This is a genomic window from Streptomyces sp. JLBG701, assembly GCF_058544905.1.
The window spans coordinates 8,367,872-8,394,445 of sequence record NZ_CM178588.1 but is presented as its reverse complement, the minus strand read 5'-3'; the positions used below and the strand labels follow the sequence as shown (position 1 = coordinate 8,394,445).

General features: G+C 69.5%; 19 protein-coding genes. 4 read left to right on the top strand and 15 right to left on the bottom strand.

The genetic code is table 11. The annotated features are described in order from the left end of the window. Positions 1–9: 9 nt before the first annotated feature. Positions 10–633, bottom strand: a complete 624-nt coding sequence (locus AC5DRG_RS38730) for a TetR/AcrR family transcriptional regulator (protein ID WP_491804440.1) — start codon at positions 631–633, stop codon at positions 10–12. 187 nt (positions 634–820) lie between these two features. On the opposite strand from AC5DRG_RS38730, the gene AC5DRG_RS38725 reads away from it, so the two are divergent. After that, on the top strand, positions 821–2,371 hold the full coding sequence (locus AC5DRG_RS38725; RefSeq protein WP_491804439.1) for an MFS transporter: 1,551 nt from the start codon (positions 821–823) through the stop codon (positions 2,369–2,371). Positions 2,372–2,642: 271 nt separating this feature from the next. On the opposite strand, the gene AC5DRG_RS38720 is transcribed toward AC5DRG_RS38725, so the two are convergent. The 3 genes from AC5DRG_RS38720 to AC5DRG_RS38710 all read right to left on the bottom strand — a co-directional run bounded on the left by AC5DRG_RS38720 (position 2,643) and on the right by AC5DRG_RS38710 (position 4,944). After that, complete coding sequence (locus tag AC5DRG_RS38720) at positions 2,643–3,548, bottom strand: ADP-ribosylglycohydrolase family protein (protein WP_491804437.1); 906 nt, start codon at positions 3,546–3,548, stop codon at positions 2,643–2,645. Positions 3,549–3,560: 12 nt separating this feature from the next. Then, a complete protein-coding gene (locus tag AC5DRG_RS38715; RefSeq protein WP_491804436.1) occupies positions 3,561–4,220 on the bottom strand; it encodes a histidine phosphatase family protein in 660 nt (219 codons plus the stop codon). A gap of 118 nt (positions 4,221–4,338) precedes the next feature. Then, complete coding sequence (locus tag AC5DRG_RS38710) at positions 4,339–4,944, bottom strand: YdbC family protein (protein ID WP_491804435.1); 606 nt, start codon at positions 4,942–4,944, stop codon at positions 4,339–4,341. Positions 4,945–5,092: 148 nt separating this feature from the next. On the opposite strand from AC5DRG_RS38710, the gene AC5DRG_RS38705 reads away from it, so the two are divergent. Further along, positions 5,093–5,626 carry a TerD family protein gene (locus AC5DRG_RS38705; RefSeq protein WP_491804434.1) on the top strand — a complete coding sequence of 178 codons (534 nt, stop codon included), beginning with the start codon at positions 5,093–5,095 and terminating at the stop codon, positions 5,624–5,626. A gap of 93 nt (positions 5,627–5,719) precedes the next feature. On the opposite strand, the gene AC5DRG_RS38700 is transcribed toward AC5DRG_RS38705, so the two are convergent. Both AC5DRG_RS38700 and nrdR read right to left on the bottom strand, forming a co-directional pair. Further along, positions 5,720–8,614: a vitamin B12-dependent ribonucleotide reductase gene (locus tag AC5DRG_RS38700; RefSeq protein ID WP_491804433.1), complete on the bottom strand. Its 2,895-nt coding sequence runs from the start codon at positions 8,612–8,614 to the stop codon at positions 5,720–5,722. Between the two features lie 167 nt (positions 8,615–8,781). Beyond that, a complete protein-coding gene (gene nrdR / locus AC5DRG_RS38695; RefSeq protein WP_491804432.1) occupies positions 8,782–9,333 on the bottom strand; it encodes a transcriptional regulator NrdR in 552 nt (183 codons plus the stop codon). Between the two features lie 564 nt (positions 9,334–9,897). On the opposite strand from nrdR, the gene lexA reads away from it, so the two are divergent. Beyond that, positions 9,898–10,677, top strand: a complete 780-nt coding sequence (gene lexA, locus AC5DRG_RS38690; protein ID WP_491804430.1) for a transcriptional repressor LexA — start codon at positions 9,898–9,900, stop codon at positions 10,675–10,677. Positions 10,678–10,779: 102 nt separating this feature from the next. Here lexA and AC5DRG_RS38685 read toward each other — a convergent pair whose 3' ends face one another. From AC5DRG_RS38685 to AC5DRG_RS38670, 4 genes are all read right to left on the bottom strand, one after another. Further along, positions 10,780–12,756: an ATP-dependent DNA helicase gene (locus AC5DRG_RS38685; protein ID WP_491804428.1), complete on the bottom strand. Its 1,977-nt coding sequence runs from the start codon at positions 12,754–12,756 to the stop codon at positions 10,780–10,782. 346 nt (positions 12,757–13,102) lie between these two features. Continuing rightward, on the bottom strand, positions 13,103–13,996 hold the full coding sequence (locus AC5DRG_RS38680; protein ID WP_491804426.1) for a GNAT family N-acetyltransferase: 894 nt from the start codon (positions 13,994–13,996) through the stop codon (positions 13,103–13,105). Between the two features lie 39 nt (positions 13,997–14,035). Then, entirely contained in the window at positions 14,036–15,967 is a 1,932-nt protein-coding gene (locus tag AC5DRG_RS38675) for an IucA/IucC family protein (RefSeq protein ID WP_491804424.1), read from the bottom strand. Positions 15,968–16,163: 196 nt separating this feature from the next. Further along, entirely contained in the window at positions 16,164–17,765 is a 1,602-nt protein-coding gene (locus tag AC5DRG_RS38670; RefSeq protein ID WP_491813272.1) for a diaminobutyrate--2-oxoglutarate transaminase family protein, read from the bottom strand. 366 nt (positions 17,766–18,131) lie between these two features. Between AC5DRG_RS38670 and AC5DRG_RS38665 the strand changes: the two genes are divergently transcribed. Continuing rightward, positions 18,132–19,349 (top strand): trypsin-like serine peptidase, encoded by a 1,218-nt coding sequence (locus AC5DRG_RS38665; protein ID WP_491804423.1) that lies wholly within the window; start codon positions 18,132–18,134, stop codon positions 19,347–19,349. A 58-nt stretch (positions 19,350–19,407) separates the two neighbouring features. Here the strand turns inward: AC5DRG_RS38665 and hflX are convergent, their stop codons facing one another. The 5 genes from hflX to AC5DRG_RS38640 form a co-directional block, all read right to left on the bottom strand. Continuing rightward, on the bottom strand, positions 19,408–20,901 hold the full coding sequence (hflX, locus tag AC5DRG_RS38660) for a GTPase HflX (protein ID WP_491804421.1): 1,494 nt from the start codon (positions 20,899–20,901) through the stop codon (positions 19,408–19,410). Positions 20,902–21,088: 187 nt separating this feature from the next. Next, a complete protein-coding gene (locus AC5DRG_RS38655) occupies positions 21,089–22,588 on the bottom strand; it encodes a M1 family metallopeptidase (RefSeq protein ID WP_491804420.1) in 1,500 nt (499 codons plus the stop codon). Between the two features lie 89 nt (positions 22,589–22,677). Continuing rightward, positions 22,678–24,840: a RelA/SpoT family protein gene (locus tag AC5DRG_RS38650; protein WP_491804418.1), complete on the bottom strand. Its 2,163-nt coding sequence runs from the start codon at positions 24,838–24,840 to the stop codon at positions 22,678–22,680. Between the two features lie 298 nt (positions 24,841–25,138). Beyond that, positions 25,139–26,008 carry a diaminopimelate epimerase gene (dapF, locus tag AC5DRG_RS38645; protein WP_491804417.1) on the bottom strand — a complete coding sequence of 290 codons (870 nt, stop codon included), beginning with the start codon at positions 26,006–26,008 and terminating at the stop codon, positions 25,139–25,141. Between the two features lie 57 nt (positions 26,009–26,065). Next, positions 26,066–26,569, bottom strand: a complete 504-nt coding sequence (locus tag AC5DRG_RS38640; protein WP_491813271.1) for a hypothetical protein — start codon at positions 26,567–26,569, stop codon at positions 26,066–26,068. Positions 26,570–26,574 lie beyond the last annotated feature (5 nt).

Genomic DNA, 26,574 nt, shown 5'->3' with positions numbered 1-26,574 from the left:
GACCCCGCTTCAGGCACCGCTGGGCCGCAGCAGCGGAACCATCAACTGGTCGATCATCTCCTCAAGATCAGGATCAGACCATTCGCTTGCGCACATCTTTGAGCGGTACATCATCATCGCCGGAATGGCGTCGATGACATAGCCGTTCGCCGCGTCCGGTCGCACCTCGCCCCTCTTGATTCCTCGGCCGATGACCTCACGAAGGAGCTTGATGGTTGGCCCCACCACACCCTCGAAGATCACCGCATGGAAGCGCTCCGCCTGGATGTTGTCGCATTCGTGAATGACCGAACGCAGCGCGAAACCGGGACGCGAGAACATCGCCTCCCGTACCTGCCGGCACAGCTCCAGCAGATCCTCGCGCACGCTCCCCAGGTCGGGCGCCTCGTCGAAGCAGGGCAGTCCGGCCTGCAGCGCGTCCGCGACGAGGTCCTCCTTGGACGGCCAGCGCCGGTAGACCGCAGCCTTGCCGGTCTGGGCGCCGGCGGCGACACCTTCCATCGTGAGGCCGTTCCAGCCGACCGTACTGAGCTGTTCCAACGCGGCGTCGAGGATCGCTCGTTCGAGCACGGCGCCGCGCCGACGGAGGGAGGCCGCCTGAGCGGGGGCGGCCGTCCAGCGCGAGGTATCCATCTGAGTGTCTCCAGCGGACAGAGGAAGCGGGGATTCCGGGGAAGGGGAGGCGTCACGCGGCAGCGACGGGGGACACGCCACGCGACGGCGGACTTAAGTGAACGCTTGCGTTCACTGTCTGGGACTCACTACGGTTGACGCGACAGTGAACGCGAGCGTTCACTAACGCACTTGTGGGGGACCCATAGTGACAACCTCTCAGTTGACTCAAGACCAGAAGCCGGGTGCGGCCCGCCGGGAGGGGCATCCCGGCATCGCGCTCACCGTCATCGCGGCCTGCCAACTCATGGTGGTACTCGACGCGACGATTGTGAACATCGCCCTCCCGCACATTCAAGACGCTCTCAAGTTCAGCACCACCGACCTCACGTGGGTCGTCAGCGCCTACACGCTCACCTTCGGCGGCCTGCTCCTTCTCGGCGCCAGGGCAGGTGACATCCTCGGCCGCCGCCGGGTATTCCTGACCGGCATCCTGCTGTTCACCTTCGCCTCGCTGCTCGGCGGGCTCGCCCAGGAACCCTGGCAGTTGCTGGCCGCACGCGCTCTGCAGGGCGTGGGTGGCGCGATCGCGTCGCCCACATCGCTGGCGCTCATCACCACCACGTTCCCCGAAGGCCCGGAACGGAACCGGGCGTTCGGCGTCTTCGCGGCGGTCTCCGCGGGCGGTGGAGCCATCGGTCTGCTGGCCGGCGGCATGCTGACCGAGTGGCTCGACTGGCGCTGGGTGCTCTTTGTGAACGTACCGATCGGTGTACTGATCGCCGTGCTCACCCCGCTCTACATCAGCGAGTCCGAGCGGCACCCCGGGCGCTTCGACATCGCGGGCGCGCTCACTTCCACGGCGGGTATGGCGTCCCTGGTGTACGGCTTCATCCGTGCGGCGGAGGAAGGCTGGAGGGACAGTCTGGCCCTCGGGTCCTTCGGCGCGGCCGTGGTCCTGTTGCTGGCCTTCGTGTTCACCGAGATGCGGGCCAAGGATCCCATCACCCCGCTCAAGATGTTCGCCGACCGCAACCGCTCCGGCACGTACGTGATCATGCTGAGCCTGGCCGCCGCGATGTTCGGGATGTTCTTCTACATCGTGCTGTTCGTGCAGAACGTGCTGGGCTACAGCCCGATCCAGGCCGGTCTCGCCTTCCTGCCGGTGACAGTCGCGATCGCGATCGGCGCGGGTCTGTCGCAACGGTTCCTGCCGGCCCTCGGACCCAGGCCGTTCATGCTCGTCGGCTCCACCTTCGTGGTGATCGGGCTCGTGTGGCAGACCTTCATCAGCCCCGACAGCTCCTACGTCGGCGGGGTACTCGGCCCGATGGTGTTGTTCGCCTTCGGCATGGGCCTGAACTTCGTGACCGTGACGGTCACCGCGGTCTCCGGTGTCGCCCCGCACGAGGCGGGTGCGGCGTCCGGACTGCTCAACGCCACACAGCAGGTCGGCGGTTCGCTCGGTCTGTCCATCCTGACGACGGTGTTCGGAACGGCCAGCAAGGACGAGGCCGAGAAGCAGCTGCCGCAGTTCCTCACCGACGGTTCGGCGGAACAGAAGGCGGAGTTCGCCAAGACACATCAGCTGCCCGCGCCATGGGGGCACGAGGTGCTCGCCCAGGGCATCTCCGCGGCCTTCATCCCGGCGGCCGCGATGGCCGTACTCGCCCTCGCCACCGCCTGGTTCGTGATCCGGGTCCGCAAGAGCGACCTGGAAGCCCTCGCCGGGACGGCGGGTCCAATGGCGTCCGGCTGATCCGGCCGGGCCCGCACAGGGCCGCGGATGACCGGATCCGGTCCGGGGGATCGACGGCGAGGGCCGCGATCCGGTCATCCGCACGGCAGCGGCCAGACAAAGCAGCGCGACCAACATCGCCGGCAACTCCATGACCACCCCCTGTGGCTCTCACGCATCACCTGTGGGCAGGGACCCATACGTCCCGCAGCATTTGCCACCACAACGAGCGTGCGGTCACGCAGAGTTCCCGTCATGCACAGAGAGTTTCGAAACCGGATCCCTGGGCGGGCTACGCCGACGCCGGCACCCACTCCGGCAGCGCCTCGGACTGCTCCGCCCACTCGGTCGGCGGTGTCCCGGCCTTCCCGGAGGCGATCACCCCGCCGACGATGGCGCAGGTCGTGTCGACGTCGCCGCCGACCTGTGCGGTCGCCCAGAACGCCTGCTCGTAATGACCGAGGGAGCGTGCGGCCGACCAGAGCGCGAAGGGCACCGTGTCGTGGGCCGTGGTGCGCCGCCCGGAGCCCAGTACAGCCGCGACGGTGGCCGCGTCGGCGTAGTCGAGCATGTCCCGGGCGCGCCGCAGACCGGCGCCGACCGCACTCTTGGGGACCAGGGCGATGACTCCGTCCAGGAGCCCCTCGGCGCTGGGCGGGCCACCGGGTGCCGCGGCCAGGGAGGCGGCCGCGGCGACGGCCATGGCGCCGACCACGGCCTCACGGTGCTGGTGGGTGGGGTAGGCGGAGATCTCCGCCTGGTGCGTCGCCTGCTCCGGATCGTCCGCGTACCAGGCGCCCAGAGGAGCGATCCGCATCGCGGCGCCGTTTCCCCAGGACCCCTGTCCGTTGAACAGGTTGGCGGCCATCTCACGCCAGTCGCCCCCTTCCCTGACCAGCCGCAGCAGACGGTTGACCGCGGGGCCGTAACCCCGGTCGAAGTCGTGGTGCTCCGCGAAGGAATGGGCCAGCGCGTCCTGGTCGATGCGATGGTGGGCGGCCAGGACAGCGACCACGGAACAGGCCATTTCCGTGTCGTCCGTCCACTGCCATGGTGCGGGCGGGAGCTTGCCCAGTTTGAGGAGCGGATAGTTCTCCGGCACGAAGAACTGGGAGCCCAGCGCGTCCCCCACCGCCAGTCCACGCAGGCTGGCCAGGGCGCGGTCCAGGCGCCCTTCGGGAGAGGAATCAGCGGTCATCGCTCTGCCACTCTAGCCGGTGATCCCGAACGGTTCCGGATCTCGCCATCGGTCGAACGGCCGGTCAAGCGAGTACTTGCCGTCGTCTCCGAGAACGAGCATCCGCATCTCGGCGTTCCCCGGATTCGACAGCGACTCGAATTCCGCGACGGTCCAGTGGAACCAGCGCATACAGAACAGCCGCATGGCCAGGCCGTGGGTCACCAGGAGCACATTGGGCGGGTGGTCGGGCGCCTCGAAGCTGCGGTACAGGCTCTCCAGGAAGCCGCCGACCCGGTCGTACACATCGGCGCCGGACTCACCCTGCGCGAAGCGGTAGAAGAAGTGCCCGTACGCGTCCCGGTACGCCTTCTGGAGTCGTACGTCGTCGCGGTCCTGCCAATTGCCCCAGTCCTGTTCGCGCAGCCGGGGCTCCTCACGTACCCGCACGAGGTCGGGGTCGAGGTGAAAGGCGCGGAACGTCTCGTGCGTACGGCGATATGGAGAGACGTACACACTGATGCGCTCCCGGCCGAACACCTCCCGCAACTGCTTACCCCGCTCCTCCGCCTGCCGCCAGCCACGTTCGGTCAGCGGCAGTGCGTGGTCGGGTTCACGCTCGTACACGGTGTCATCAACATTGCCGGTTGACTCGCCGTGCCGGACAAGGACGATGCGCCGTGGTCGTGCCATGCCAAAACCCTAGATCGGGTGAGGCCAGATCGAGCACTCGTACGGGCTCCATACGGCGTAGGTCACACAGATCCTGCACCATGAGCCACACCAGACCCACTACTCACGCGTCCAGAAATCAAACCGTCCACGTCGGTTCCAGCTGGACGATGTCTCCCGAGAGAGCCGCCACGTCCGTCTCCGTCTGGGCACGCAGGGCGAGCCGCTCCACGCGCTCGGTGCGGTACTTGCCGTGCTCGGCGGCCGAGTGCCACATCGACAGGATCAGGAACTCGTGTCCCGGTGCCTCGCCCAACAGACCGCGGATCATGCCGGGGGATCCGGCCATCGCGGGGTTCCAGACCTTCTCCTGCATGAGCGTGAAGTGCTCCGCGCGCTCCTCATGGACGCGGCAGAGTGCCACGCGCAGCAAGTCGGCGTCGGTGAAACGCGGTTCGAATCCCGTCTTCACGTCGAAGCGGTAGTCGAACAGTTTGACCTGGGGATCCTTGAAAGTCCCCGCCTGGGCCGTCGCCAGCCGGTCGTGGGAACGGGCCATGAAGGAGTCGTAGAAGGCGCGGCTCTCCCAGAAGGCGAAAATGTGTGCCACTGAAGTACGCCCCCGGCTCCACCCTCCACCCTGTCCCCGAAATCCAGGCTCCCCCAGAAGCCCCGCCCACTTTCGCTGCCCCCGCTCGAAACCGCGGCGGTCCACCACGGTGCAGCGAATCCACTTGACCAGCACCGCGCCATCGTAAGGCCACGGAGCGTGGCCCCGGTCACGCTCCGGCGGAGACAACCCGCGCAAGCGCCCCCGCTCGCGTGGCACGATGGACAACCAGCCTCGACTGTCGGGCAGTTGAGGCACGGGGCACACGGGGAAGGGGAGCCTGGTGAACGGCATCAACAAGGGGATCCGCAAAGTCGAGGTCGCACTGAAGTGGGACCCGAGCCCTACGGGGCAACCGCCCGTCGACCTGGACATCGTCGCCGCGACATACACCGCTGCCGATCCGCACGGCGCTCCCGCCTACGTCGTGTACTTCGACAGCCGCTCCCCCGACGGCACCATCTATCTGAACCGGGACAGCAAGGACGGCAAGGGCTTCGGCTGGGACGAGGTCATGACGCTCGAACTCGACCGGCTCGACAATCGGTACGCGCGCGTGATGGTCGGCGTCGTCATCCAGCAGCGTACGGCCCAGCGGACCTTCGTCAGCGTCCTCAACCCGGGGATCCGCATCCGCGAGGGCTACACCGTTCTGGCCGAGGACGATTTCGGGGGCGTGCTCGGCTCCACGGCGGCCACCGTCGCGGAGTTCACCCGTGACCCGTCCGGCGGGTGGAACTTCCAACCCGCCTTCCAGGGGTTCGAGGACGACCCAGCGACCTTCACAAGGACCATGGGCGCAGCGCACCAGTCCTGACCGCTCATGAACGCGTAAGGGGCGCCGACCCATGGTCGGCGCCCCTTAAATCAGGCTCTGCCTGTCAGGCGGGGACGCAGCCCCCGCCCGGCGTCAGCTGCAGCCGCTGGTCGAGCCGCAGCCCTCACAGATGTAGCAGGAGCCGGCCCGCTGCATCTTCGTACCGCAGGAGAAGCACAGCGGGGCGTCGGCCTGGATGCCCAGCTGCATCTCCACCAGTTCGGCGCTGGTGTGGGCCTGCAGCGGGGCGGGCTTGGCCACCTCGACCTCAGCCTTCGGCGTGGCGACGGCCTTCAGGTCGGTCGGGCGCGGCGCCGACTGGGCCAGGCCCTCGACGTCGACCTCGTCCTCGGAAGACTCGTACGAGCCCGTCTCCAGGTGGCGCTGGCGCTCTTCCGCGGAGTGGATGCCGAGCGCGGAACGCGTCTCGAAGGGCAGGAAGTCCAGCGCCAGGCGGCGGAAGATGTAGTCGACGATCGACTGCGCCATCCGCACATCCGGGTCGTCCGTCATGCCGGCCGGCTCGAAGCGCATGTTGGTGAACTTCGAGACGTACGTCTCCAGCGGCACGCCGTACTGCAGACCCACCGAGACGGCGATGGAGAAGGCGTCCATCATGCCCGCGAGGGTCGAGCCCTGCTTGGACATCTTCAGGAAGACCTCGCCGAGACCGTCGTCCGGGTAGGAGTTGGCGGTCATGTAGCCCTCGGCGCCGCCCACCGTGAAGGAGGTGGTGATGCCGGGACGCCCCTTGGGGAGGCGCTTGCGGACCGGGCGGTACTCGACGACCTTCTCGACCGCGGTACGGATGGTCTCCTCGGCCTTGGCGGTGACCTCGGCCTTCTCCTTCTCCTTGGTCTTCGCGGAGAGGGGCTGGCCGACCTTGCAGTTGTCGCGGTAGATGGCGAGCGCCTTGACGCCCATCTTCCACGCCTCGAAGTAGACCTCTTCGACGTCCTCGACGGTCGCCGTCTCCGGCAGGTTGACCGTCTTGGAGAGCGCGCCGGAGATCCAGGGCTGGATCGCGGCCATCATGCGGACGTGGCCCATCGCGGAGATGGAACGCTCGCCCATGGCGCAGTCGAAGACCTCGTAGTGCTCGTGTTTGAGGCTCGGGGCGTCGATCACATTGCCGTTGTCGGCGATGTGGGCGACGATCGCCTCGATCTGCTCCTCCTGGTAGCCCAGGCGGCGCAGGGCCTGCGGGACCGTGCCGTTGACGATCTGCATGGAGCCGCCGCCGACCAGCTTCTTGAACTTGACCAGAGCGAGGTCGGGCTCAAGGCCTGTGGTGTCGCAGGACATCGCGAGACCGATGGTGCCGGTCGGGGCGATCACGGACGCCTGAGAGTTACGGAAACCGTTCTTCTCACCGAGGCGGAGCACATCCTGCCAGGCCTCCGTGGCGGCGGCCCAGACCGGCGTGTCCAGGTCGTCCACGCGGACGGCCTTCCCGTTCTCGTCGGAGTGCTGCTTCATGACACGCAGGTGCGGCTGCGCGTTGCGGGCGTAGCCGTCGTACGCGCCGACGACCGCGGCGAGTTCGGCGGAGCGCCGGTAGGACGTGCCGGTCATCAGGGAGGTGATGGCGCCGGCGAGGGCGCGGCCGCCGTCCGAGTCGTACGCGTGGCCGGTCGCCATCAGCAGGGCGCCGAGGTTGGCGTAGCCGATGCCGAGCTGGCGGAACGCGCGCGTGTTCTCACCGATCTTCTGCGTCGGGAAGTCCGCGAAGCAGATGGAGATGTCCATCGCGGTGATGACAAGCTCGACGACCTTGGCGAAGCGCTCGACCTCGAAGGACTGGTTGCCCTTGCCGTCGTCCTTGAGGAACTTCATCAGGTTCAGCGAGGCGAGGTTGCAGGACGTGTTGTCCAGGTGCATGTACTCGCTGCACGGGTTCGAGCCGTTGATACGGCCGGACTCCGGGCAGGTGTGCCAGGCGTTGATCGTGTCGTCGTACTGAATGCCGGGGTCGGCACAGGCCCAGGCCGCCTCGGCCATCTTGCGGAAGAGCGACTTGGCGTCGACCTCCTCGATGACCTCGCCGGTCATACGGGACGTCAGGCCGAACTTGCCGCCCTCCTCGACCGCCTTCATGAACGTGTCGTTCACACGGACCGAGTTGTTGGCGTTCTGGTACTGGACGGACGTGATGTCGTCGCCGCCCAGGTCCATGTCGAAGCCCGCGTCACGCAGGGCGCGGATCTTCTCCTCTTCCTTCACCTTGGTCTCGATGAAGCCCTCGATGTCGGGGTGGTCGACGTCGAGGATGACCATCTTGGCGGCGCGGCGCGTGGCGCCACCCGACTTGATCGTTCCTGCGGAGGCGTCGGCACCGCGCATGAAGGAGACCGGACCCGAGGCGTTTCCGCCCGAGGAGAGCAGTTCCTTGGAGGAACGGATCCGGGAGAGGTTCAGGCCGGCGCCGGAGCCGCCCTTGAAGATCATGCCCTCTTCCTTGTACCAGTCGAGGATCGACTCCATGGAGTCGTCGACGGACAGGATGAAGCAGGCGGAGACCTGCTGGGGCTGCGGGGTCCCGACGTTGAACCAGACGGGGCTGTTGAAGCTGAAGATCTGGTGCAGGAGGGCGTACGCCAGCTCGTGCTCGAAGATCTCGGCGTCGGCGGGCGAGGAGAAGTACTTGTAGTCCTCTCCGGCCTTCCGGTACGTCTTCACGATGCGGTCGATCAGCTGCTTGAGGCCGGTCTCGCGCTGCGGGGTGCCGACGGCACCGCGGAAGTACTTGCTGGTGACGATGTTGACCGCGTTCAACGACCAGAAGTCGGGGAACTCGACGCCACGCTGCTCGAAATTGACCGAGCCGTCGCGCCAGTTGGTCATGACGACGTCACGACGCTCCCACGCCACCTCGTCGTACGGGTGCACGCCGGGAGTGGTGTGAATGCGCTCGATACGCAGTCCCTTGGTGACTTTGGTGCCCTTCGCTCGGGAACCTCGTGCCGGACCGCTCGCCGTCTCTGTCATGCCGCCTCCCTGTACAGGCAAAAACGCCCTGAAATGCCACGATGTTCCCGTGGCGCAGTGTTGTGTCTGAATGTCGCGGGCCCCCACATGCCCATGGCCCCGCAACAAGTCCTGGTCCGCCGCCGCCCGGCCGGACCCGGGGTCTCCGCCCGGCTCCGGCCCGCCGGTCAGTCGGCGGCGTGGGCGGGCACGGGGACCTGAACAGTCCCTCCGGACCCGCCGTCGTCTTCCTGGCTCCCCGCTCCCGCGTCTTCGTCGTCCGCGGCGGGGTCTGGCGTCGCTTCCCTCAGTTCCGTGATGGCCGCCTCGAAGTCCTCGAGCGAGTCGAACGCCCGGTAGACGGAGGCGAATCGCAGATAGGCGACGAGGTCGAGTTCCTGCAACGGGCCGAGTATGGCCAGTCCCACGTCGTGGGTGGTCAGTTCGGCGCTTCCGGTGGCCCGCACCGCCTCCTCGACCCGCTGGCCGAGCTGGGCGAGTGCGTCCTCGGTGACAGGCCGCCCCTGGCATGCCTTGCGCACGCCATTGATGACCTTGGTACGACTGAAAGGCTCGGTGACTCCGGACCGCTTCACCACCATGAGCGAGCACGTCTCCACGGTCGTGAAACGACGGGAGCAGTCAGGACACTGGCGGCGCCTGCGGATCGACGTGCCGTCGTCGGTCGTACGACTGTCGACGACACGACTGTCGGGGTGCCTGCAGAAGGGGCAGTGCATGATCTCCAACCCTCCCTCACAGCAGACTCAATAGCCTCGCGGGGCCACTTGAGCCCCTCGAAGCAGCCCCAAGCATAGGCGATGACCGAGGCTCCGAAGACCCGGGGGACCACAACTTCTGGGCTACTACTGCAATCCAACCACTAGATGTGGGGATCGGCTCCATAAACACGCCGTACGCGCGTGTCGCGCACGTATTGGCATGTGCCGCGCGACCGTACCGCCGCACCGGATACGGGGATGCACAGCCGTACCACTGCGCCACATACGGAGATAGCGTGGGCGTCGGACGGAGGGAGCGTGGGGCTCCCGCGCAGATGGGGGCCGGTTCCCGGTTGACGGGATGCCGGATGGCAGACTGGGGCGACAACCCACGAGGTCAGCACCCCGGCGGCGAAGAGTACGACAATGAACCCTTTTGCCCGCCAGGTGACGCGTTAGCCATACACCCAAGCACATGATCGCGACAGGCTATCCGCGATTTTTCACTCGAACGTGTGTTTGGCGCAACCTTTCGAAAGCAACTACCGTTGTCCAGCAGGGAGACCATCGAGAGGGGCCGACGTGACCACCACCGCAGACAGTGCCACCATCACTGCCCAGGACCGCTCCCAGGGCCGACTCGAGCCGGTGCATGCGATGAACGAACCCGCGAATCCCGAGGGGCACAAGCGCTCCCTGCCGGGCCGACCTCCAGGCATCCGGGCGGACAGCTCGGGGCTGACCGACCGGCAGCGCCGGGTGATCGAGGTCATCCGGGACTCCGTGCAGCGACGCGGCTACCCGCCGTCGATGCGCGAGATCGGCCAGGCCGTCGGCCTTTCCAGCACTTCATCCGTCGCACACCAGCTCATGGCCCTGGAGCGCAAGGGATTCCTGCGCCGTGACCCGCACCGCCCCCGCGCGTACGAGGTTCGCGGCTCCGACCAGGCAGCCTCCGTGCAGCCCACCGACACCGCGGGCAAGCCGGCCGCGTCGTACGTCCCACTCGTCGGCCGCATCGCCGCCGGTGGTCCGATCCTCGCCGAGGAGTCGGTCGAGGACGTCTTCCCTCTCCCCCGGCAACTGGTCGGTGACGGTGAGCTGTTCGTCCTGAAGGTCGTCGGCGACTCGATGATCGAGGCCGCCATCTGCGACGGGGACTGGGTCACGGTCCGCCGTCAGCCGGTCGCCGAGAACGGCGACATCGTGGCCGCCATGCTGGACGGCGAGGCCACTGTGAAGCGCTTCAAGCGCGAGGACGGCCACGTCTGGCTGCTCCCGCACAACTCCGCGTACGAGCCGATCCCCGGCGACGACGCGACCATCCTCGGCAAGGTGGTGGCAGTGCTGCGCCGCGTGTGACGGCTGCGGCGGGCGGGTCCCACGAGACCCGCCCCCTGACCGGGCCCCGGGACCCCTGCGCCGGTTCCGGGGCCCTGCGCTGTGCGGGATCGGGGTGACCGATCACTCGGCCTCAGCCTGCTTCGCCTTGGCATCGATCGCGGCCAGCGACTTCCGGACCTGGTTACGGTCCGTGGTGTACCAGAAGTCGGGCAGTGACGCCTTGAGATAGTTGCCGTAGCGGGCCGTGGCCAGTCGCTGATCCAGTACGGCGACTACGCCACGGTCGCCCGATGCGCGTACGAGGCGGCCGGCGCCCTGCGCCATGAGCAGCGCCGCGTGGGTCGCGGCCACCGCCATGAAGCCATTGCCTCCCGCGTCCTCCACCGCCTTCTGCCGGGCGCTCATCAGCGGGTCGTCCGGACGCGGGAACGGGATCTTGTCCATGACCACCAGCTGACAGCTGGCGCCCGGTACGTCGACGCCCTGCCAGAGCGACAGCGTCCCGAAAAGGCATGTACCTGGGTCGGCCGCGAAGTTCTTGATCAGCTCACCGAGGGTCTCCTCGCCCTGGAGGAGGATCGGGAACTCGGGGATACGGGAGCGCAGTTCCTCGGCGGCGAGTTGGGCGGCCCGCATCGAGGAGAAGAGGCCCAGAGTGCGGCCGCCCGCCGCCTGGATCAGCTCGGTGAGTTCGTCGAGCATGTCCCCGCGGTCGCCGTCCCGCGCCGGGCGGGACAGGTGCTTGGCGACGTACAGGATGCCCTGCTTGGGGTAGTCGAAAGGCGAGCCGACGTCGACGCCCTTCCACTGCGGGAGTTCCTCGCCCGTCGTGCCTTCGGGGGCGAGGCCCAGTGAGGCACCGACGCCGTTGAAGTCGCCGCCCAGCTTCAGAGTGGCGGACGTCAGGATCACCGAGCGGTCCGCGAAGAGCTTCTCCCTCAGGAGGCCCGAGACGGACATGGGGGCCACCCGCAGAGAGGCACCGAAACGATCGTGGCGTTCGTACCAGACGACGTCCCACTCGGAGCCGTTCGTGATCCGCTCCGCCACGTCGTGCACCGTCTCCACCGAGGCCAGCGCCTGCTTGCGGACCGCGTCCTCGTCCTGGACGGACTTGTCGCGGGTCGTGCCGATCGCGGAGATGACGGTGCGGGCAGCGTCGCGCAGGGCCATGAGCGCGTAGCCGAGGTCCTCCGGAATCTCCTCAAGGCGGCCCGGCAGAGCCAGCTCCATCAACCGCTCGAAGCCCTCCGCGGCGGTCTGGAGCTGGTCGGCGGCCTTCTCGTTGACGAGCTTCGCGGCCCGGCGGACCGCACGGTTGACCTGGCCGGGCGTGAGCTCGCCGGTGGCGACCCCGGTGACCCGGGAAACCAGCTCGTGCGCCTCGTCGACGATCAGCACCTCGTGCTGGGGAAGGACCGGGGCGCCCTCGATGGCGTCGATGGCCAGGAGCGCGTGATTGGTCACGACGACCTCGGCGAGCTTTGCACGCTCGCGGGACATCTCGGCGAAGCACTCGGCGCCGTACGCGCACTTCGAGGCGCCCAGGCACTCACGGGATGAGACCGACACCTGGGCCCAGGCACGATCGGAGACACCGGGAGTGAGATCGTCACGGTCGCCGGTCTCGGTGTCCTGGGACCAGTCACGCAGCCGCAGCAGGTCCTGGCCCAGCTTGCTGGTGGGCGCGGCCGCCTCGAACTGGTCGAAGAGGCCTTCCTCCTCGTCCTGGGGGACGCCCTCGTGCAGACGATGCAGGCACAGGTAGTTCGACCTGCCCTTCAGCATCGCGAACTCCGGGCGGCGGCGCAGCAGCGGATGAAGCGCGTCCACTGTGCGCGGGAGGTCCCGCTCCACGAGCTGGCGCTGCAGGGCGAGCGTCGCGGTCGCCACGACCACGCGCTCCCCGTGCGCGAGCGCGGGAACGAGGTAGCCGAGCGACTTTCCGGTTCCGGTGCCGGCCTGGACCAGGAGATGGGAACCGTCGTCGATCGCCTCCTCGACGGCTTCGGCCATGGTCACCTGGCCGGGGCGCTCCGTACCGCCGACAGCGGTGACGGCAGCATGCAGGAGTTCGGGGAGTGAGGGCTTCGTCATAGCGCGACTACCCTACGGCCCGCCACTGACAACCGGCCGATCAAGGTGGGAACGAGGGGCGGGATCAAGACCGGGCTCTCCTTGGCCAGGGGCCGGATCCGCTCGGATCTGACCGTCGTCGACCCGTTTGGCAGTCGATCTCTGTTCGGTCGGGGCTCACATCGGGTCGGGTGGGAACCACATCGAGTGATCAGGACCGGATCGGAACGGTTCGGGTGCTGTATGGGTTCGGTTCTGAGCGGGGGTCTCGTGGCTGGGATGTGGCTCAGCCGGAATCGGGACCGGACGACTGGGAACCGGATCGGCTCGACCGGTGTACCAAAAGTGATGACGCTGTGGCACCGCGCTACAGCAGATGCCGCAGGGACCGGTCTCGGACCATGAGGGCGGCCCGCTTGGCGGGCAGGTCGACCTCGGCGGAGAACCGGAAACCGGCGCTCAGGAAGGCGGCGACGGAGGGGGTGTTGCGAAGGTCGGGTTCAGCGACGACGCGTGCACAGGCGGGGCGCTTGTCGAGCGCGAGGTCGGCGACGGCTCTGAGCAGCGTGCTGCCCAGTCCCCGCCCACGGTCGGCGACAGCGCCGATGAGGAGGTGGATTCCGGTGTCGTGAGGTCGGGCGGGATAGTGGCGGGCCAGCGGGTCGAGGTCCGCCCGGTAGATCTCCCAGTAGCTCATCGGCGTGCCCTCCAGCACGCCGAGACAGGGCACGCTGCGTCCGTCGCCGGCGAGTTGGGCGCGCAAGTGGTCCTCGGTCACCTGCTGAGGTCCGGCCAGCTCCCAAAACTCTGCGACAGCGGGGTCGTTCATCCAGCGGCCGATGAGTGGAAGATCCCGGTCTACGTGTACGCGGACGAGGTGGAACACGCCCGCGGGCGTGATGGTCGGCCCCCAGTCGACCACGCGGTCGAGGAGGTCGTCACCGGACGGGGTGACGGAGACAGGCCGAGACATGCCCTCGGCCGGGCTCCACGCCTCGTCGGAATCTGCATCCGCCTCGGGTTTCGCCCCCGCCTCTCCCTCTCCCTCTGCCTCCGCCTCCGAAAGGAGGGCGACGAAGTCGTCAGGCATGCGCAGCTCCAGCGTGTCCTCACTGCTCATGCCTACGCCCACAGCGAGACCGGCGTCGGTTCTGCTCGGACCGCCGTCGGTACCGAAGCCGCCCGTGCCGCGGCTCGTGGCGGTGCCGAGGTCGGTGATGGGGGCGGTTGCGGCATCGGCGCTGGCGTCGTTGGGTCGCACGGCGACGCTCCTCTCAGGAGGCGAGGTGGGGCATGTTCCTCAGGGATGAAGGGGGTTGGCGATGGTGACGTAGACGGACTGGGTGTCGACCGGGCCGACGAGTTCGTCGAGGCCGTGCAGCCGGGTCAGCAGGTTGGCCTTGCAGCGCAGGACGGGTGAGTCGAGGAGGTGGGCCGGCAGGGAGGTGCGCATTCGGGCGGGACCAGTGGCGATGTCGTCCAAGAAGCGGCGGAAGGCGGCGAGCAGCAGTCGCTCGTCGGCGAGGCGTTGGGAGCCGAACGCGCCGATGAGGCCGAGCACGTTGTTGATGGCGAGGTAGTAGGCGAAGCGCTCGTCGGTGACCTCGTCGGAGACGAAGGTGTCGCTGTGCTCGCCGATGCCGGGCAGCCGGGTGTTCAGTTCCGCGCGCCGGGATTCGCGGAAGTAGTAGCCCTGGTTGTCGCGGTAGCGGCCGCCCGCGGGCCAGCCGTCACGGTCCAGCAGGAGCAGCGTGTTCTGCTGGTGGGCTTCCAGGGCGATCCCCGCCTCGCTGTCCAGCCACAGCACCGGACGGACGACCTGCTCCAGGTACCGCAGGAACCACTCGGCGGCCACGGCTCCGCGGGGGCGGCCCGTTCGGCCGGCGAGGCGAGTGACGACGTCCGCCAGACGGGACCGGAAGGGCGGTCTGCCCGACTCCGGCCGGCCCGAGGCGCCGTCCGCCGGGGCGTAGGGCCGGGGTGAGACGAGACCGGCGATGCAGGAGACATCGTCGGACGGGCTGAACGGGTTGTGCCGGATCACCACATCGAGTCCGGCCACAGGGGTGCCTTCCGGGCTGTCGACGGCGAGCCAGGCGGGGTCGCGGATGATGTCGAAGCCGGGGTGCGCGGCCTGCCACTGCTCGGACAGGCCGCCGCGCAGCAGGCGGTGGACCTCGACACCGCGATGGAGTTCCTTGCGGAGGTTCTCGCGGCGGGAGTTGGTGATGCGCAGGCCCAGGGACAGTTTGAGCATGGCGGGGGCACCGTTCCGGTGGACGGTGCGTACCGAGGAGGTGGGGTGCCAGGAGGGGCCATGCGTGCCGCGATCCCGGAGCAGTCCGGCGTCGAGCAGGTCCGCGGTGTCGGGGCGGTGCCGGATCTCGCGAAGCTGCCAGGGATGCAGTGGCAGTGCGGCGTAGCCGTCGGGCAGCGGCAGTCCGGCTCCGGCGAGTCGCGCCGTGAGCTGGGCCGCAGGTACGGGACGGCCGCGTACGGTCCAGGCCGAGTCGGAGGCGAGCACGGAGGGAGCAACAGCGATCCAGTGCAGGGAGAAGGAACCGCGCAACTCGGGTGAGTACAGGCGTGCTTCGGTTTCGGAGAGACCCTCGCGGCTCTTCGGGGTCGGGTGCAGCGGGTGGCCGAGCACGAGGGCCTGTTCGGCCGCGAGGAAGAGGTCGGGGCCGTCGGTGGGGCGTTCCCGGCGTTCGGTGATGAAGGTGACGGTACGGCGGACGGAGTCGGCGACGCGGGCGACAAGGTCGGCACAGTCGACCGCGCCACGCTCACCGGTACCGGCACCAGGGGTCTCCCTGGTGAGAAGGGCCGCGAGGGTGACCGCGTCGGTCGGCCGGGACTGTGCCGGCGCGTCGGCCAGGTACGGAAGGCCGAAGCGGTGCCAGCCCGTTGGGGACCACTGGTGAACCGGGACGAGGAGGGCGGTGCCGCTGGCCGGAAGGGGGATGCGGAGGGTGCCGCCTTCGGGCGCCGGGAGGCCGGTCTCCCGTACCCAACAGCGCAGCAGGTTCTCCACGGCCGCGGCCTGGGCCGCTGTGTGCGGGTCGGGATGGTCCAGGAGGTCGGGGGCCGCCTCGCTCAGTCGTTCAAGGGCGGGGATCTCTGCTTGCTGCCGGGGGACAGTCGCGACCGGTGGCGCGGTCAGGGGCTCGATGTCGGAGGAGCCTCGCTGGCCTGTGTGGGAGCGGTCGTCGGATGCGGGGGTGGTGGTCAAGAGGGTTCCTCATGAGGCGGTTCGGGCTCGTGCGGAGACGAGCCGGGGTGGTGCCGGGCCGTGATGTGGGTCGGGCTCGCGAGGCAGGTGCGGTCGAGAGGTTCGGAGGACTCTGATGGAGATGGGAGATGGAGGCGAACTGCCGTTGCGGGTGAACTCTCAGACGCCCATGAGCACTTGTGCGCCACCTGCCCCGTTACCCCGCCCGCTCGGCGCGTTCGCCGTGCTGGCGGTGGCGGCTCGGGCGGTGTGGTCGGCCGTGCGTCGGGTGTGCGCGGGCCACCGACTCCACCGCGTCGGCCAGTCGGTCGAGCACTGCGGCCGCCTGCTCGTCGGTGATCGTGAGCGGCGGGAGCAGTCGTACGACGCTCGCGTGTCGGCCGCCGAGTTCGACGATCAGGCCGCGCCGCAGGCATTCGCGCTGTACCGCGGCCGCGAGTTCGGGAGCCGCGGGGCGAGGACCGGGAACGGGATCTTGGAGGACCGCACCACTCCCCTGTGTCGACGCCTCCGTATCGGCCCACCCCGTCGCGGAGTTCGCCCTGCCCACCAGTTCCTCCTCCGACTCCGGGTCCACCAGCTCGACGCCGATCATCAGCCCCCGCCCTCGCACATCACCGACGCAGGCGAACTGCTCTGCCAATTGCCGGAGTTGGGACAGCATCCGGGAGCCCAGGAAGGCCGCGCGTTCGGCGAGGTGGTTTTCGCGGACGTAGGCGAGGGTCGCCGTGCCCGCGGCCATGGCGAGTTGGTTGCCGCGGAACGTGCCCGCGTGGGCGCCGGGTTGCCAGACATCGAGGTCGTCGCGGTAGACAACGACGGCCAGCGGAAGGCTGCCGCCGATGGCCTTGGACAGCACCATCACGTCGGGGGTGACACCGCTGTGGTCCACGGCCCAGAAGGCGCCGGTGCGCCCGACGCCCGTCTGGACCTCGTCGGCGATCAGGAGGATGGACCGGGCGGCCGTGACCTGCCGCATGCGCCGCATCCAGTCGTCCGGCGCCGGAATCACCCCGCCCTCGCCCTGGAGGGGTTCGAGGATCATCCCGGCGGGCCGGGTCACGCCCGACTTGGGGTCGTCGAGGACGGACTCGGTCCAGCGAGCGCCGAGTTCGGCGCCGGGCGCGCCGCCGATGCCGAACGGGCAGCGGTAGTCCTGTGGGTAGGGCAGGCGGGTGACCCGTACGTCGCAGGCGCCGCCGGACGCTTCGAGTGCCCCGGCGGTCATCCCGTGGTAGGCGCCGGTGAAGGCGAGCATTCCGGTGCGCCCGGTCGCGGCGCGGACGAGTTTGAAGGCGGCCTCGACCGCGTCCGCGCCGGCCGGTCCGCAGAACTGCACGCGCGCGTGGCCGGCGAGCCCGGGCGGCAGGGTGCGGAACAGCTCGGTGATGAAGGCGTCCTTGACGGGTGTCGCCAGGTCGAGGACGTGCAGGGGCGCACCCGAGTCGAGGACCTTGCGGATCGCCTCCAGTACGACGGGGTGGTTGTGTCCCAGGGCGAGTGTTCCGGCGCCCGAGAGACAGTCCAGGTAGCGGCGGCCGTCCGCGCCCTCGATGGTCAGTCCGCGGGCCCGGACGGGCACGATCGGCAGGGCACGCGCGTAGGTGCGCGCCGCCGACTCGCGCGCCGACTGGCGCCGCAGGATCCCCTCATGCGCGGCGCGCGCCCCCTCGTGCCCCGCGTCACCGCACGTACGCCCCTGCGCGCCGTCCGCGAGCTCCGGCTCCCTCTCCGGCGCCGTCCCCGGGGCAGCCCCCGCGGACACCCCGGTCCCGGACGCCTCCGCCGCTCCGGGCATCACCCCGGACGTTCCTCCGGGCGCAGACTCGGTCACGGCCACGGCTCTCCGTCCTCCCGCTGTACAGGGGCGAGTTGTCCCTCGCGTCCTCACCCGGCACTCGGCGCAGGGGAGCCTGCACAGGCAGCAGACCCCCCACCGCTACCAACCGCGCACCGCCAACCGGGTTACGGGTTGCCTCAAGATCCTTGCCGTGACTGAACTGTTGCGGTTCCGTCGGAAGCCCCCCACAGGGACCGCATAGTGTGAGATGCCGTCGGTACACAACGTGTCTGCACTGAACGTGTCCGTACGCAAGGCGAGAGAACGGGCGGACCGCGTTCAAAGGCCCCAGTCCCGAGCTCAGTTACCAGGGGGAGTCAAACCATGCGATCCATACGGCCGTCCGTCGCCGCTCGCACGGGGAAGAGCGCGCGTCGCAGAACCTCCCCCGTACTGGCCGCAGTTGCCCTCGCCTCCGCTCTGGCGCTCACCGCCACCGCCTGCAACTCCGGTGACTCGCAGGCGGACGCCCAGGCGTCCGCGTCGGCCGCCGCCGACGGCAAGATCACGATCCCGGACGACATCAAGGAGAGGCTCAAGGAGCACGGGATCGACGTCGACAAGTGGAAGAACGGCGCCTGGAAGAACTGGGACAAGGACGACTGGCTGCGCGAGGCCGAGGACTACATCAACCCGATCATCGACGGCCTGTGGGGCACCGACCGGATGCGCGAGGCCGAGGACCCGGACACGGGTGTCGAGGAGAGCGACCTCTCGGGTGACCAGGGCGTGACCGATCCGACTCCGGCGCCGGTGGACGCGAAGGCCGTGCAGCCTAAGTACCACGACAGCGCGCCCGAGGCGGGCAAGGTGTTCTTCGACTCCCCCGAGGGCTCGATGGTCTGCTCGGCGACGGTCGTGGAGGACCCCGCCCACCCGGGCAAGTCCAACCTGGTCTGGACGGCGGGCCATTGCGTGCACGCCGGCAAGGACGGCGGCTGGTACCGAAACATCGCGTTCGTGCCGTCGTACAACGACTCGGGCATGACGGCCAAGGAATTGGAGAGCGCCACCAGGGCGGAGGCCGCTCCCTACGGCGTCTGGTGGGGTGACTGGGCGCAGACCTCCGAGCAGTGGATCGCGCAGGGCGGTGCGACGGGCGGGGACGGTGCCCCGTACGACTTCGCCGTCATCCATGTGACGCCCGAGAAGGGCAGTGACGGCAAATCCCTGGAGGAGACGGTCGGTTCGGCCCTGCCGGTCGACTTCAAGGCGCCGGCCGTGACCAGTGTCGAGAGCATCACGGCGACCGGTTACCCGGCGGCGGCTCCCTTCGACGGGCAGACGCTCTATCAGTGCACGGACGAGCCGGGGCGGCTGTCGATCTCCGCGTCGGATCCGACGATGTACCGGATCGGGTGCACGATGACCGGCGGTTCGTCCGGCGGCGGTTGGGTCGCGACGGGTTCGGACGGCGAGCCGGCGCTGGTGTCCAACACCTCCATCGGCCCGGCGAGTTCGGGCTGGCTGGCGGGTCCGCGGCTGGGTTCTGTGGCCGAGGGCGTGTACGACTCGGTCAGCGAGAAGTTCGCCGGTCAGTGACTCCGGCATGCCGAAGGCCCGCCCCCTGCGGACAGGGAGCGGGCCTTCGAACTGTGCGTCAGAGCGCGGGAGCGGGTACGTACGGCGCGAGCTCCGCCGCCAGCTCCTCGTGCACCCGCACCTTGAGCAGCGTGCCCTCCGCGGTGTGCACCTCGGAGATCACCTCGCCCTCGCTGTGGGCGCGGGCGACCAGGCGGCCGTGCGTGTACGGCACGAGCGCCTCGATCTCGACCGACGGGCGCGGCAGCTCGTTGTCGATGAGTGCCAGCAGCTCGGCCATACCCTGGCCCGTGCGGGCCGAGACCGCGATGGAGTGCTTCTCGATCCGCAACAGCCGCTGGAGCGTCAGCGGGTCGGCCGCGTCCGCCTTGTTGATCACGACGATCTCGCGCACGCCGGTCGCGCCGACGTCCCTGATCACCTCGCGCACGGCGGCCAGCTGCTCCTCCGGCGCCGGGTGCGAACCGTCCACCACGTGCAGGATCAGGTCGGAGTCGCCGACCTCCTCCATGGTGGAGCGGAACGCCTCGACCAGGTGGTGCGGCAGGTGCCGTACAAAACCGACGGTGTCGGCCAGGGTGTACAGCCGTCCGCTCGGGGTCTCGGCCCGGCGCACGGTCGGGTCGAGGGTCGCGAACAGGGCGTTCTCGACCAGCACGCCCGCGCCGGTGAGACGGTTGAGCAGGGAGGACTTGCCGGCGTTGGTGTAGCCCGCGATGGCGACGGACGGCACCTTGTTGCGCCGACGCACCTGACGCTGGATGTCGCGGCCGGTCTTCATCTCCGCGATCTCCCGGCGCATCTTCGCCATCTTCTCGCGGATCCGCCGCCGGTCCGTCTCGATCTTGGTCTCACCGGGACCACGGGTGGCGAGGCCGCCGCCCTTGCCGCCGCCCATCTGACGGGACAGCGACTGACCCCAGCCGCGCAGTCGCGGCAGCATGTACTGCATCTGCGCGAGCGCGACCTGCGCCTTGCCCTCTCGGGACTTGGCGTGCTGGGCGAAGATGTCGAGGATCAGGGCCGTACGGTCGATGACCTTGACCTTGACGACGTCTTCGAGGTGGATCAGCTGCCCGGGGCTGAGCTCACCGTCGCAGATGACGGTGTCCGCGCCTGTTTCGAGCACGATGTCGCGCAGCTCGTTGGCCTTGCCGGAACCGATGTAGGTGGCCGCGTCGGGCTTGTCGCGGCGCTGGGTCACACCGTCGAGCACCAGCGCGCCCGCGGTCTCCGCGAGGGCTGCGAGCTCGGCGAGGGAGTTGTCCGCGTCCTGCACGGTCCCCGAGGTCCAGACTCCTACGAGGACGACCCGCTCCAGGCGGAGCTGGCGGTACTCGACCTCGGTGACGTCCTCGAGCTCGGTGGAGAGGCCTGCCACGCGGCGCAGGGCCGCGCGCTCGGAGCGGTCGAACTGGTCGCCGTCCCGCTCTCCGTCGATCTCGTGGCTCCAGGCGACGTCCTCTTCCATCAGGGCATCGGCCCGAAGACCTTCGGGGTAACCGTGCGCGGGGCGCTGCGTGTCCTGGGAAGGGGATGAAGAGGAGGTCATTGGGTCCTTACGTCGATGGGTTTCCGTTGCTGCGACGGGCCGGAAGCGCGGCTTCGGAGCTGATCCGTCACATCTCTCAACGCACGAGTACCCCGGGAGATTCCCGTCACCCGTGATGGGAGGGGCAGGCCCGGCCGGGCCGCCGACCTGATGATGGTCGCACGGTGCGGCCGGTCGCGTCACGGTGTTATTTCGGGGCCGCCTTAGCGGGCGCCGCCGACTTCCACTCGGGGTGCCCCGGCATCGGCGGGGTCTTCTCGCCGTAGAGCCATGCCTGGAAGAAGGCGCCGAGGTCGCGTCCGGAGATCTCGGCCGCGAGGTCCGTGAAGTCGGCCGTCGTCGCGGTGCCGTCCTTGTGGAGGCCGACCCAGGACCGCTCCAGGTGCTCGAAGGCGGGGCGCCCGATCTCCTCGCGGAGGGCGTAGAGCACCAGGGCGGCGCCGTCGTAGACGTTCGGGCGGAAGATGCTGATCTTCTGTCCGGGGTCGGGTGCCTTCGGCGCGGCCGGTGGTCCGCCCGCCGCGCGCCAGCGGTCGGAGGCGCCGTACGCCGCCTTCATCCGCGCTTCCATCGGCCGGTTCGCCTTCTCCTCCGCGTACAGGGCCTCGTACCAGGTGGCGTGCCCTTCGTTGAGCCACAGGTCGGACCAGGTGCGCGGGCTGACGCTGTCGCCGAACCACTGGTGGGACAGCTCGTGCACCATGATCGAGTCGACGTACCACTCCGGGTAGGCGGGCTCGGTGAACAGGTTTCTCTCGAAGAGAGAAAGGGTCTGCGTCTCCAGCTCGAACCCGGTGGAGGCCTCCGCCGTGAGCAGCCCGTACGTCTCGAAGGGGTACGGTCCGACCTTGCTCTCCATCCAGGCGATCTGGTCGGGCGTCTTCTTCAGCCACGGTTCGAGCCGTTCGCGGTCCTTGGTGGGCACGACATCGCGTACGGGCAGTCCGTGCGGCCCGGTGCGATGCACCACCGTGGAGCGGCCGATGGACACCTGGGCGAGCTCGGTGGCCATGGGGTGCTGGGTCCGGTAGGTCCAGGTGGTCGCCCGGTCCGCCCGGTCGACGTCCGTCGGCAGCCCGTTGGCCACGGCGGTGTAGCCGTTGGGCGCGGTGACGCGGATGGTGAACATCGCCTTGTCGGAGGGGTGGTCGTTGCACGGGAACACCAGGTGCGCGGCGTCGGCCTGGTTGGCCATGGCGAGACCGTCCGCGGTGCGCACCCAGCCGCCGTCCTGGCCCTGGGCGGACACGGGGTCACTGGTGTGCCGCACGGTGATCCGTGTCCAGCTGCCCTCGGCCAGGGGAGCCTCCGGGGTGATGACCAGGTCGTCCCCCGCGCGCGTGAAGGACGCGGACCGGCCGTCGACCTCGACCGAGGAGACCTTGCCGTGGGCGAAGTCGAGGTTGACGCGGTCGAGCGTGCTCGTCGTCCAGGCGTCGATCGTGGTGACGGCCTGGAGCGGCTTGCTGTTGCTGCCGGGATAGGTGAAGGAGAGGTCGTACGACGCCACGTCGTATCCGGGGTTGCCCAGGTACGGGAAGAGGCGGTCGCCGACGCCCAGCGGGGCCGCCGGAGCGCTCGCGGCGACGAGGCAGATGGAGACGGCCGAGGCGAGCAGGGCCGCCTTCAGTCGGCGGGGAGACTTGGTGCGGGGGCGGGGCCCCTGGGAGCGGGGGGTGAGCAGCATGGACCACGGCTACCAGCGCGCGCGTGCCGTGCGGCGGCGACTCGCGCCGGGCCCACTCGAACGGGGTCCTCGGTGGGCGGACCGGGTTGTCAGGGCGCCGTCGTGTGATGCTGCGCCCGGCTCACGTCGTACACGCCGGGCACATTACGCATGGCGCGCATGAGGGTGGGCAGGTGGGCGGCGTCCGGGAGTTGGAGCGTGTACGTGTGGCGCACGCGCTGCTGGCTTGGGGGTTCGACGGTCGCCGAGACGATCGCGACGCCTTCCAGGGCGATGGCCTCGGTGAGGTCGGCGAGGAGATGGGGGCGGCCGAACGATTCGGCGACCAGCGTGACCCGGCACTCGGTGGTGTCGCCCCAGCTCACGCCGACTTCCACGCGCCCCACGCTCTTCATGTGCGCCACCGCGGAGCACTCGACGCGGTGGACGGTGACCGCTCCCCCGCGTACGGAGAAGCCGGTGACCTCGTCGGGCGGTACGGGGGTGCAGCAGCCGGCGAGCCGTACGGAGGCGCCCGGCTGGTCGACGACGGCGTTGGCGGTGCCGGGGCGGGGTGCGGGGCCCTCGGCTGCGGGCCGGGGCGCGGCGGCGGGTTCCTCGGCCTCCTGGGGCTCGCCCGGGGTTCCGTCGGTCCCCGCGGTGGCGCCGGGAGCCGGGTGGGTGGCGATCCAGCGCTGGATGGCGATCCGTGCGGCGGGCGTGTGCGCATGCTCCAGCCACTCCCTGGAGGGCTCCGAGGCCGGGTCCTGGCCCATGAGGAGCTGGACCGTGTCGCCGTCCCTGAGGACCGTGCTCAGGGTCGCCAGCCGGCCGTTGACGCGGGCGCCGATGCAGGCGTGCGCGTCCTCGCCGTACTGCGCGTAGGCGGCGTCCACACAGCTGGCGCCCTCGGGCAGGCCCAGCGTGCCTCCGTCGGGCCTGAAGACGGTGATCTCGCGGTCCTGGGCGAGGTCCTCGCGGAGGGTGGACCAGAAGGTGTCGGGGTCGGGCGCGGCCTCCTGCCAGTCCAGCAGACGGGAGAGCCAGCCGGGCCGGGTGGGGTCGACGCGCTCGTCGTCGCTCGCGGCCTGCTGTTCGCGCTCCTCCTTCGAAGGCGGAGCGTAGGGATTGCCGAGGGCGATGACGCCGGCCTCGGCGACCTTGTGCATCTGGTGGGTGCGGATGAGGACTTCGGCGACCTGGCCGTCCTCGCGGGCGACGGCGGTGTGCAGTGACTGGTACAGGTTGAACTTGGGGACGGCGATGAAGTCCTTGAACTCCGAGACGACGGGCGTCAGACAGGTGTGCAGTTCGCCCAGGACGCCGTAACAGTCCGCGTCCTCGTTCACGAGCACCAGGAGGCGGCCGAAGTCGCAGCCGCGCAGCCGGCCGCGTTTGCGGGACGCCCGGTGCAGGGACACGAAGTGCCGGGGCCGGATGAGGACTTCGGCCTGGATGTCGGAGTCCCGCAGGACCGTGCGTACCTCGTCGGCGATCTCGGCGAGCGGGTCGTCCGCGCGGGCCGCGTTGTCGACGATCAACTCCCGGGTGTGTTCGTACTCCTCGGGGTGCAGGATCGCGAAGACGAGGTCTTCCAGTTCGGTCTTGAGCGCCTGGACACCGAGGCGTTCGGCGAGCGGGATGAGGACGTCCCGGGTCACCTTGGCGATGCGCTCCTGTTTCTCGGGGCGCATCACGCCCAGGGTGCGCATGTTGTGCAGCCGGTCGGCGAGTTTGATCGACATCACGCGGACGTCGCTGCCGGTGGCGACGAGCATCTTGCGGAAGGTCTCGGGCTCGGCGGCGGCGCCGTAGTCGACCTTCTCCAGCTTGGTGACGCCGTCGACGAGATAGCGCACTTCCTCGCCGAACTCGTCACGGACCTGATCGAGCGTCACTTCCGTGTCCTCGACGGTGTCGTGGAGCAGAGACGCCGTCAAAGTCGTGGTCTCCGCGCCGAGTTCGGCGAGGATCAGGGTCACGGCGAGCGGGTGCGTGATGTACGGCTCGCCGCTCTTGCGCATCTGGCCGCGGTGCGAGGACTCGGCCAGGACATAGGCGCGACGCAGTGGTTCGAGGTCGGCGTCGGGGTAGTGGGCCCGGTGTGCCTCGGCCACGTGGCCGATGGCGTCGGGCAGCCGGTCGCGGGCCGTCGACCCGAGCAGCGCGGCTCGGCCGAGGCGGCGCAGGTCGATCCGGGCGCGGGCCTTCCTGCGGGGCACTGTAGGGGCTACAGGACCTGGGGTCGCAGGGTTCGTGGCCTCCGCACTCATGGGCACCTCCGGCTGCGTCGACCGGCGGACGGGGTAGCCCCATGGCGGACGGCGGCTCAGGGGATGGCGTCGTTCCCCCGTCCGGGCCGGTGCTTGATGCTACCGAGCCCACCACGTGCGACTGACCGCCTCTCGCCGAGCGTGAAACGGATCACCCATTCGAGCGAAGGTTTGGACGTTTACGGTTTTGCGCGCGTGACCTGCGATCGGTTGCGGTTTCGAACCGTACCGGACGCCGGAACCCGTGATTCCGAGCGCCCGGGACTCCCGGAAATGTGATCTTGGCCTCTTGGACGCCTCAGCGCGTCGCACCCGCCAGCCACTCCGCGTCGATCTCGCCCTCGGCGACGATCACCGCAGGGCCGGTCATCTCGATCTCGCCGTCGGGCCGCTCGGTGATCACAAGGGTCCCGCCGGGTACGTCGACGGTGTACGTCGCCGGGCTCCCGGTGACAGCCGGGTCGGCGCCGTCCCTGCGGGCGGTGGCCACGGCGACGGCGCACGCGCCCGTGCCGCACGATCTGGTCTCGCCGACGCCGCGCTCGTGCACGCGCATGGCGACGTGCGCGGGGCCGCGGTCGACCACGAACTCGACGTTCACGCCGTCCGGGTAGGCGGCCGCCGGGCTGAACGGCGGCGGCGAGAACAGGTTGCCCGCGTGCGCGAGGTCGGACACGAAGGCGACGGCGTGCGGGTTGCCCATGTTCACGTTCCGCGCGGGCCAACTGCGCTCGCCGACGCTCACCGTGACGTCCCCTTCGGGGAGCAGCGCCTTGCCCATGCCGACGGTGATGTCGCCGTCCTTGGCGAGGTGCACGGTCTTCACGCCCCCGCGCGTGGCGACCGCGATGTCCCCTTCGGCGGCGTGTCCGGCACGCTGGAGGTAGCGCGCGAACACCCGCACGCCGTTGCCGCACATCTCGACGATCGAACCGTCGCCGTTGCGGTAGTCCATGAACCACTCCGCCTCGGCCGCCATCTCCTTGGCCTCGGGGTGCGCGGCGGACCGCACGACGTGCAGCAGGCCGTCACCGCCGATGCCCGCGCGGCGGTCGCACAGGGCGGCGACGGCGGCCGGGGAGAGGTCGATGGTGTTCTCGGGGTCCGGGACGATCACGAAGTCGTTCTCGGTGCCGTGCCCCTTGAGGAAGGCGATCCGCGTGCTCATTCCTCGATCGTACGGGTTGGGTACGACAGGCGGCCGGGGCGGCCAGGGCGAGAGGCCCTAACGGAGCCGGGCCACCCGCCACACGGCGAGTACCACGACGACGGCCACCACAAGGGCGTAGGCGATCGCGACCCGCCAGTCCGGGCGGCGCCCGGAGCCGCGTTGCGGCAGGCCCGGCCAGGTGTGGCCCACCCGGCGCGCGGCCGTCATGCCCCAGCCGGCCGCGCACGAGCAGATGAGCAGCCCCAGCATGGCGATCACGGCCCCGCTGTCGCCGAAGTCGAAGGCCAGCGGGAAGGCGAACATCAGGGAGCCGAGCGCGGCCAGGGCGACGATGGGGGCGAGCTGCCAGATGCGCAGCCGGCGCTGCGGGCGCAGCTCGACCTCGACCTCGGGTCCGCCCGCGAACATCTCGTCGGGCTCGGGCCCGTCGTCGGTCACTCCACCCTGTGTGTCGTCCGGCCCGTCGGGGCTCAGGCGATCATCGTCCCGCTCCGGTTCACCGCTCTCCGCGGTGACGTGCTCGGCACTATGTGCGGTGTCGCGAGGGCCGGCCTCCATCGCCA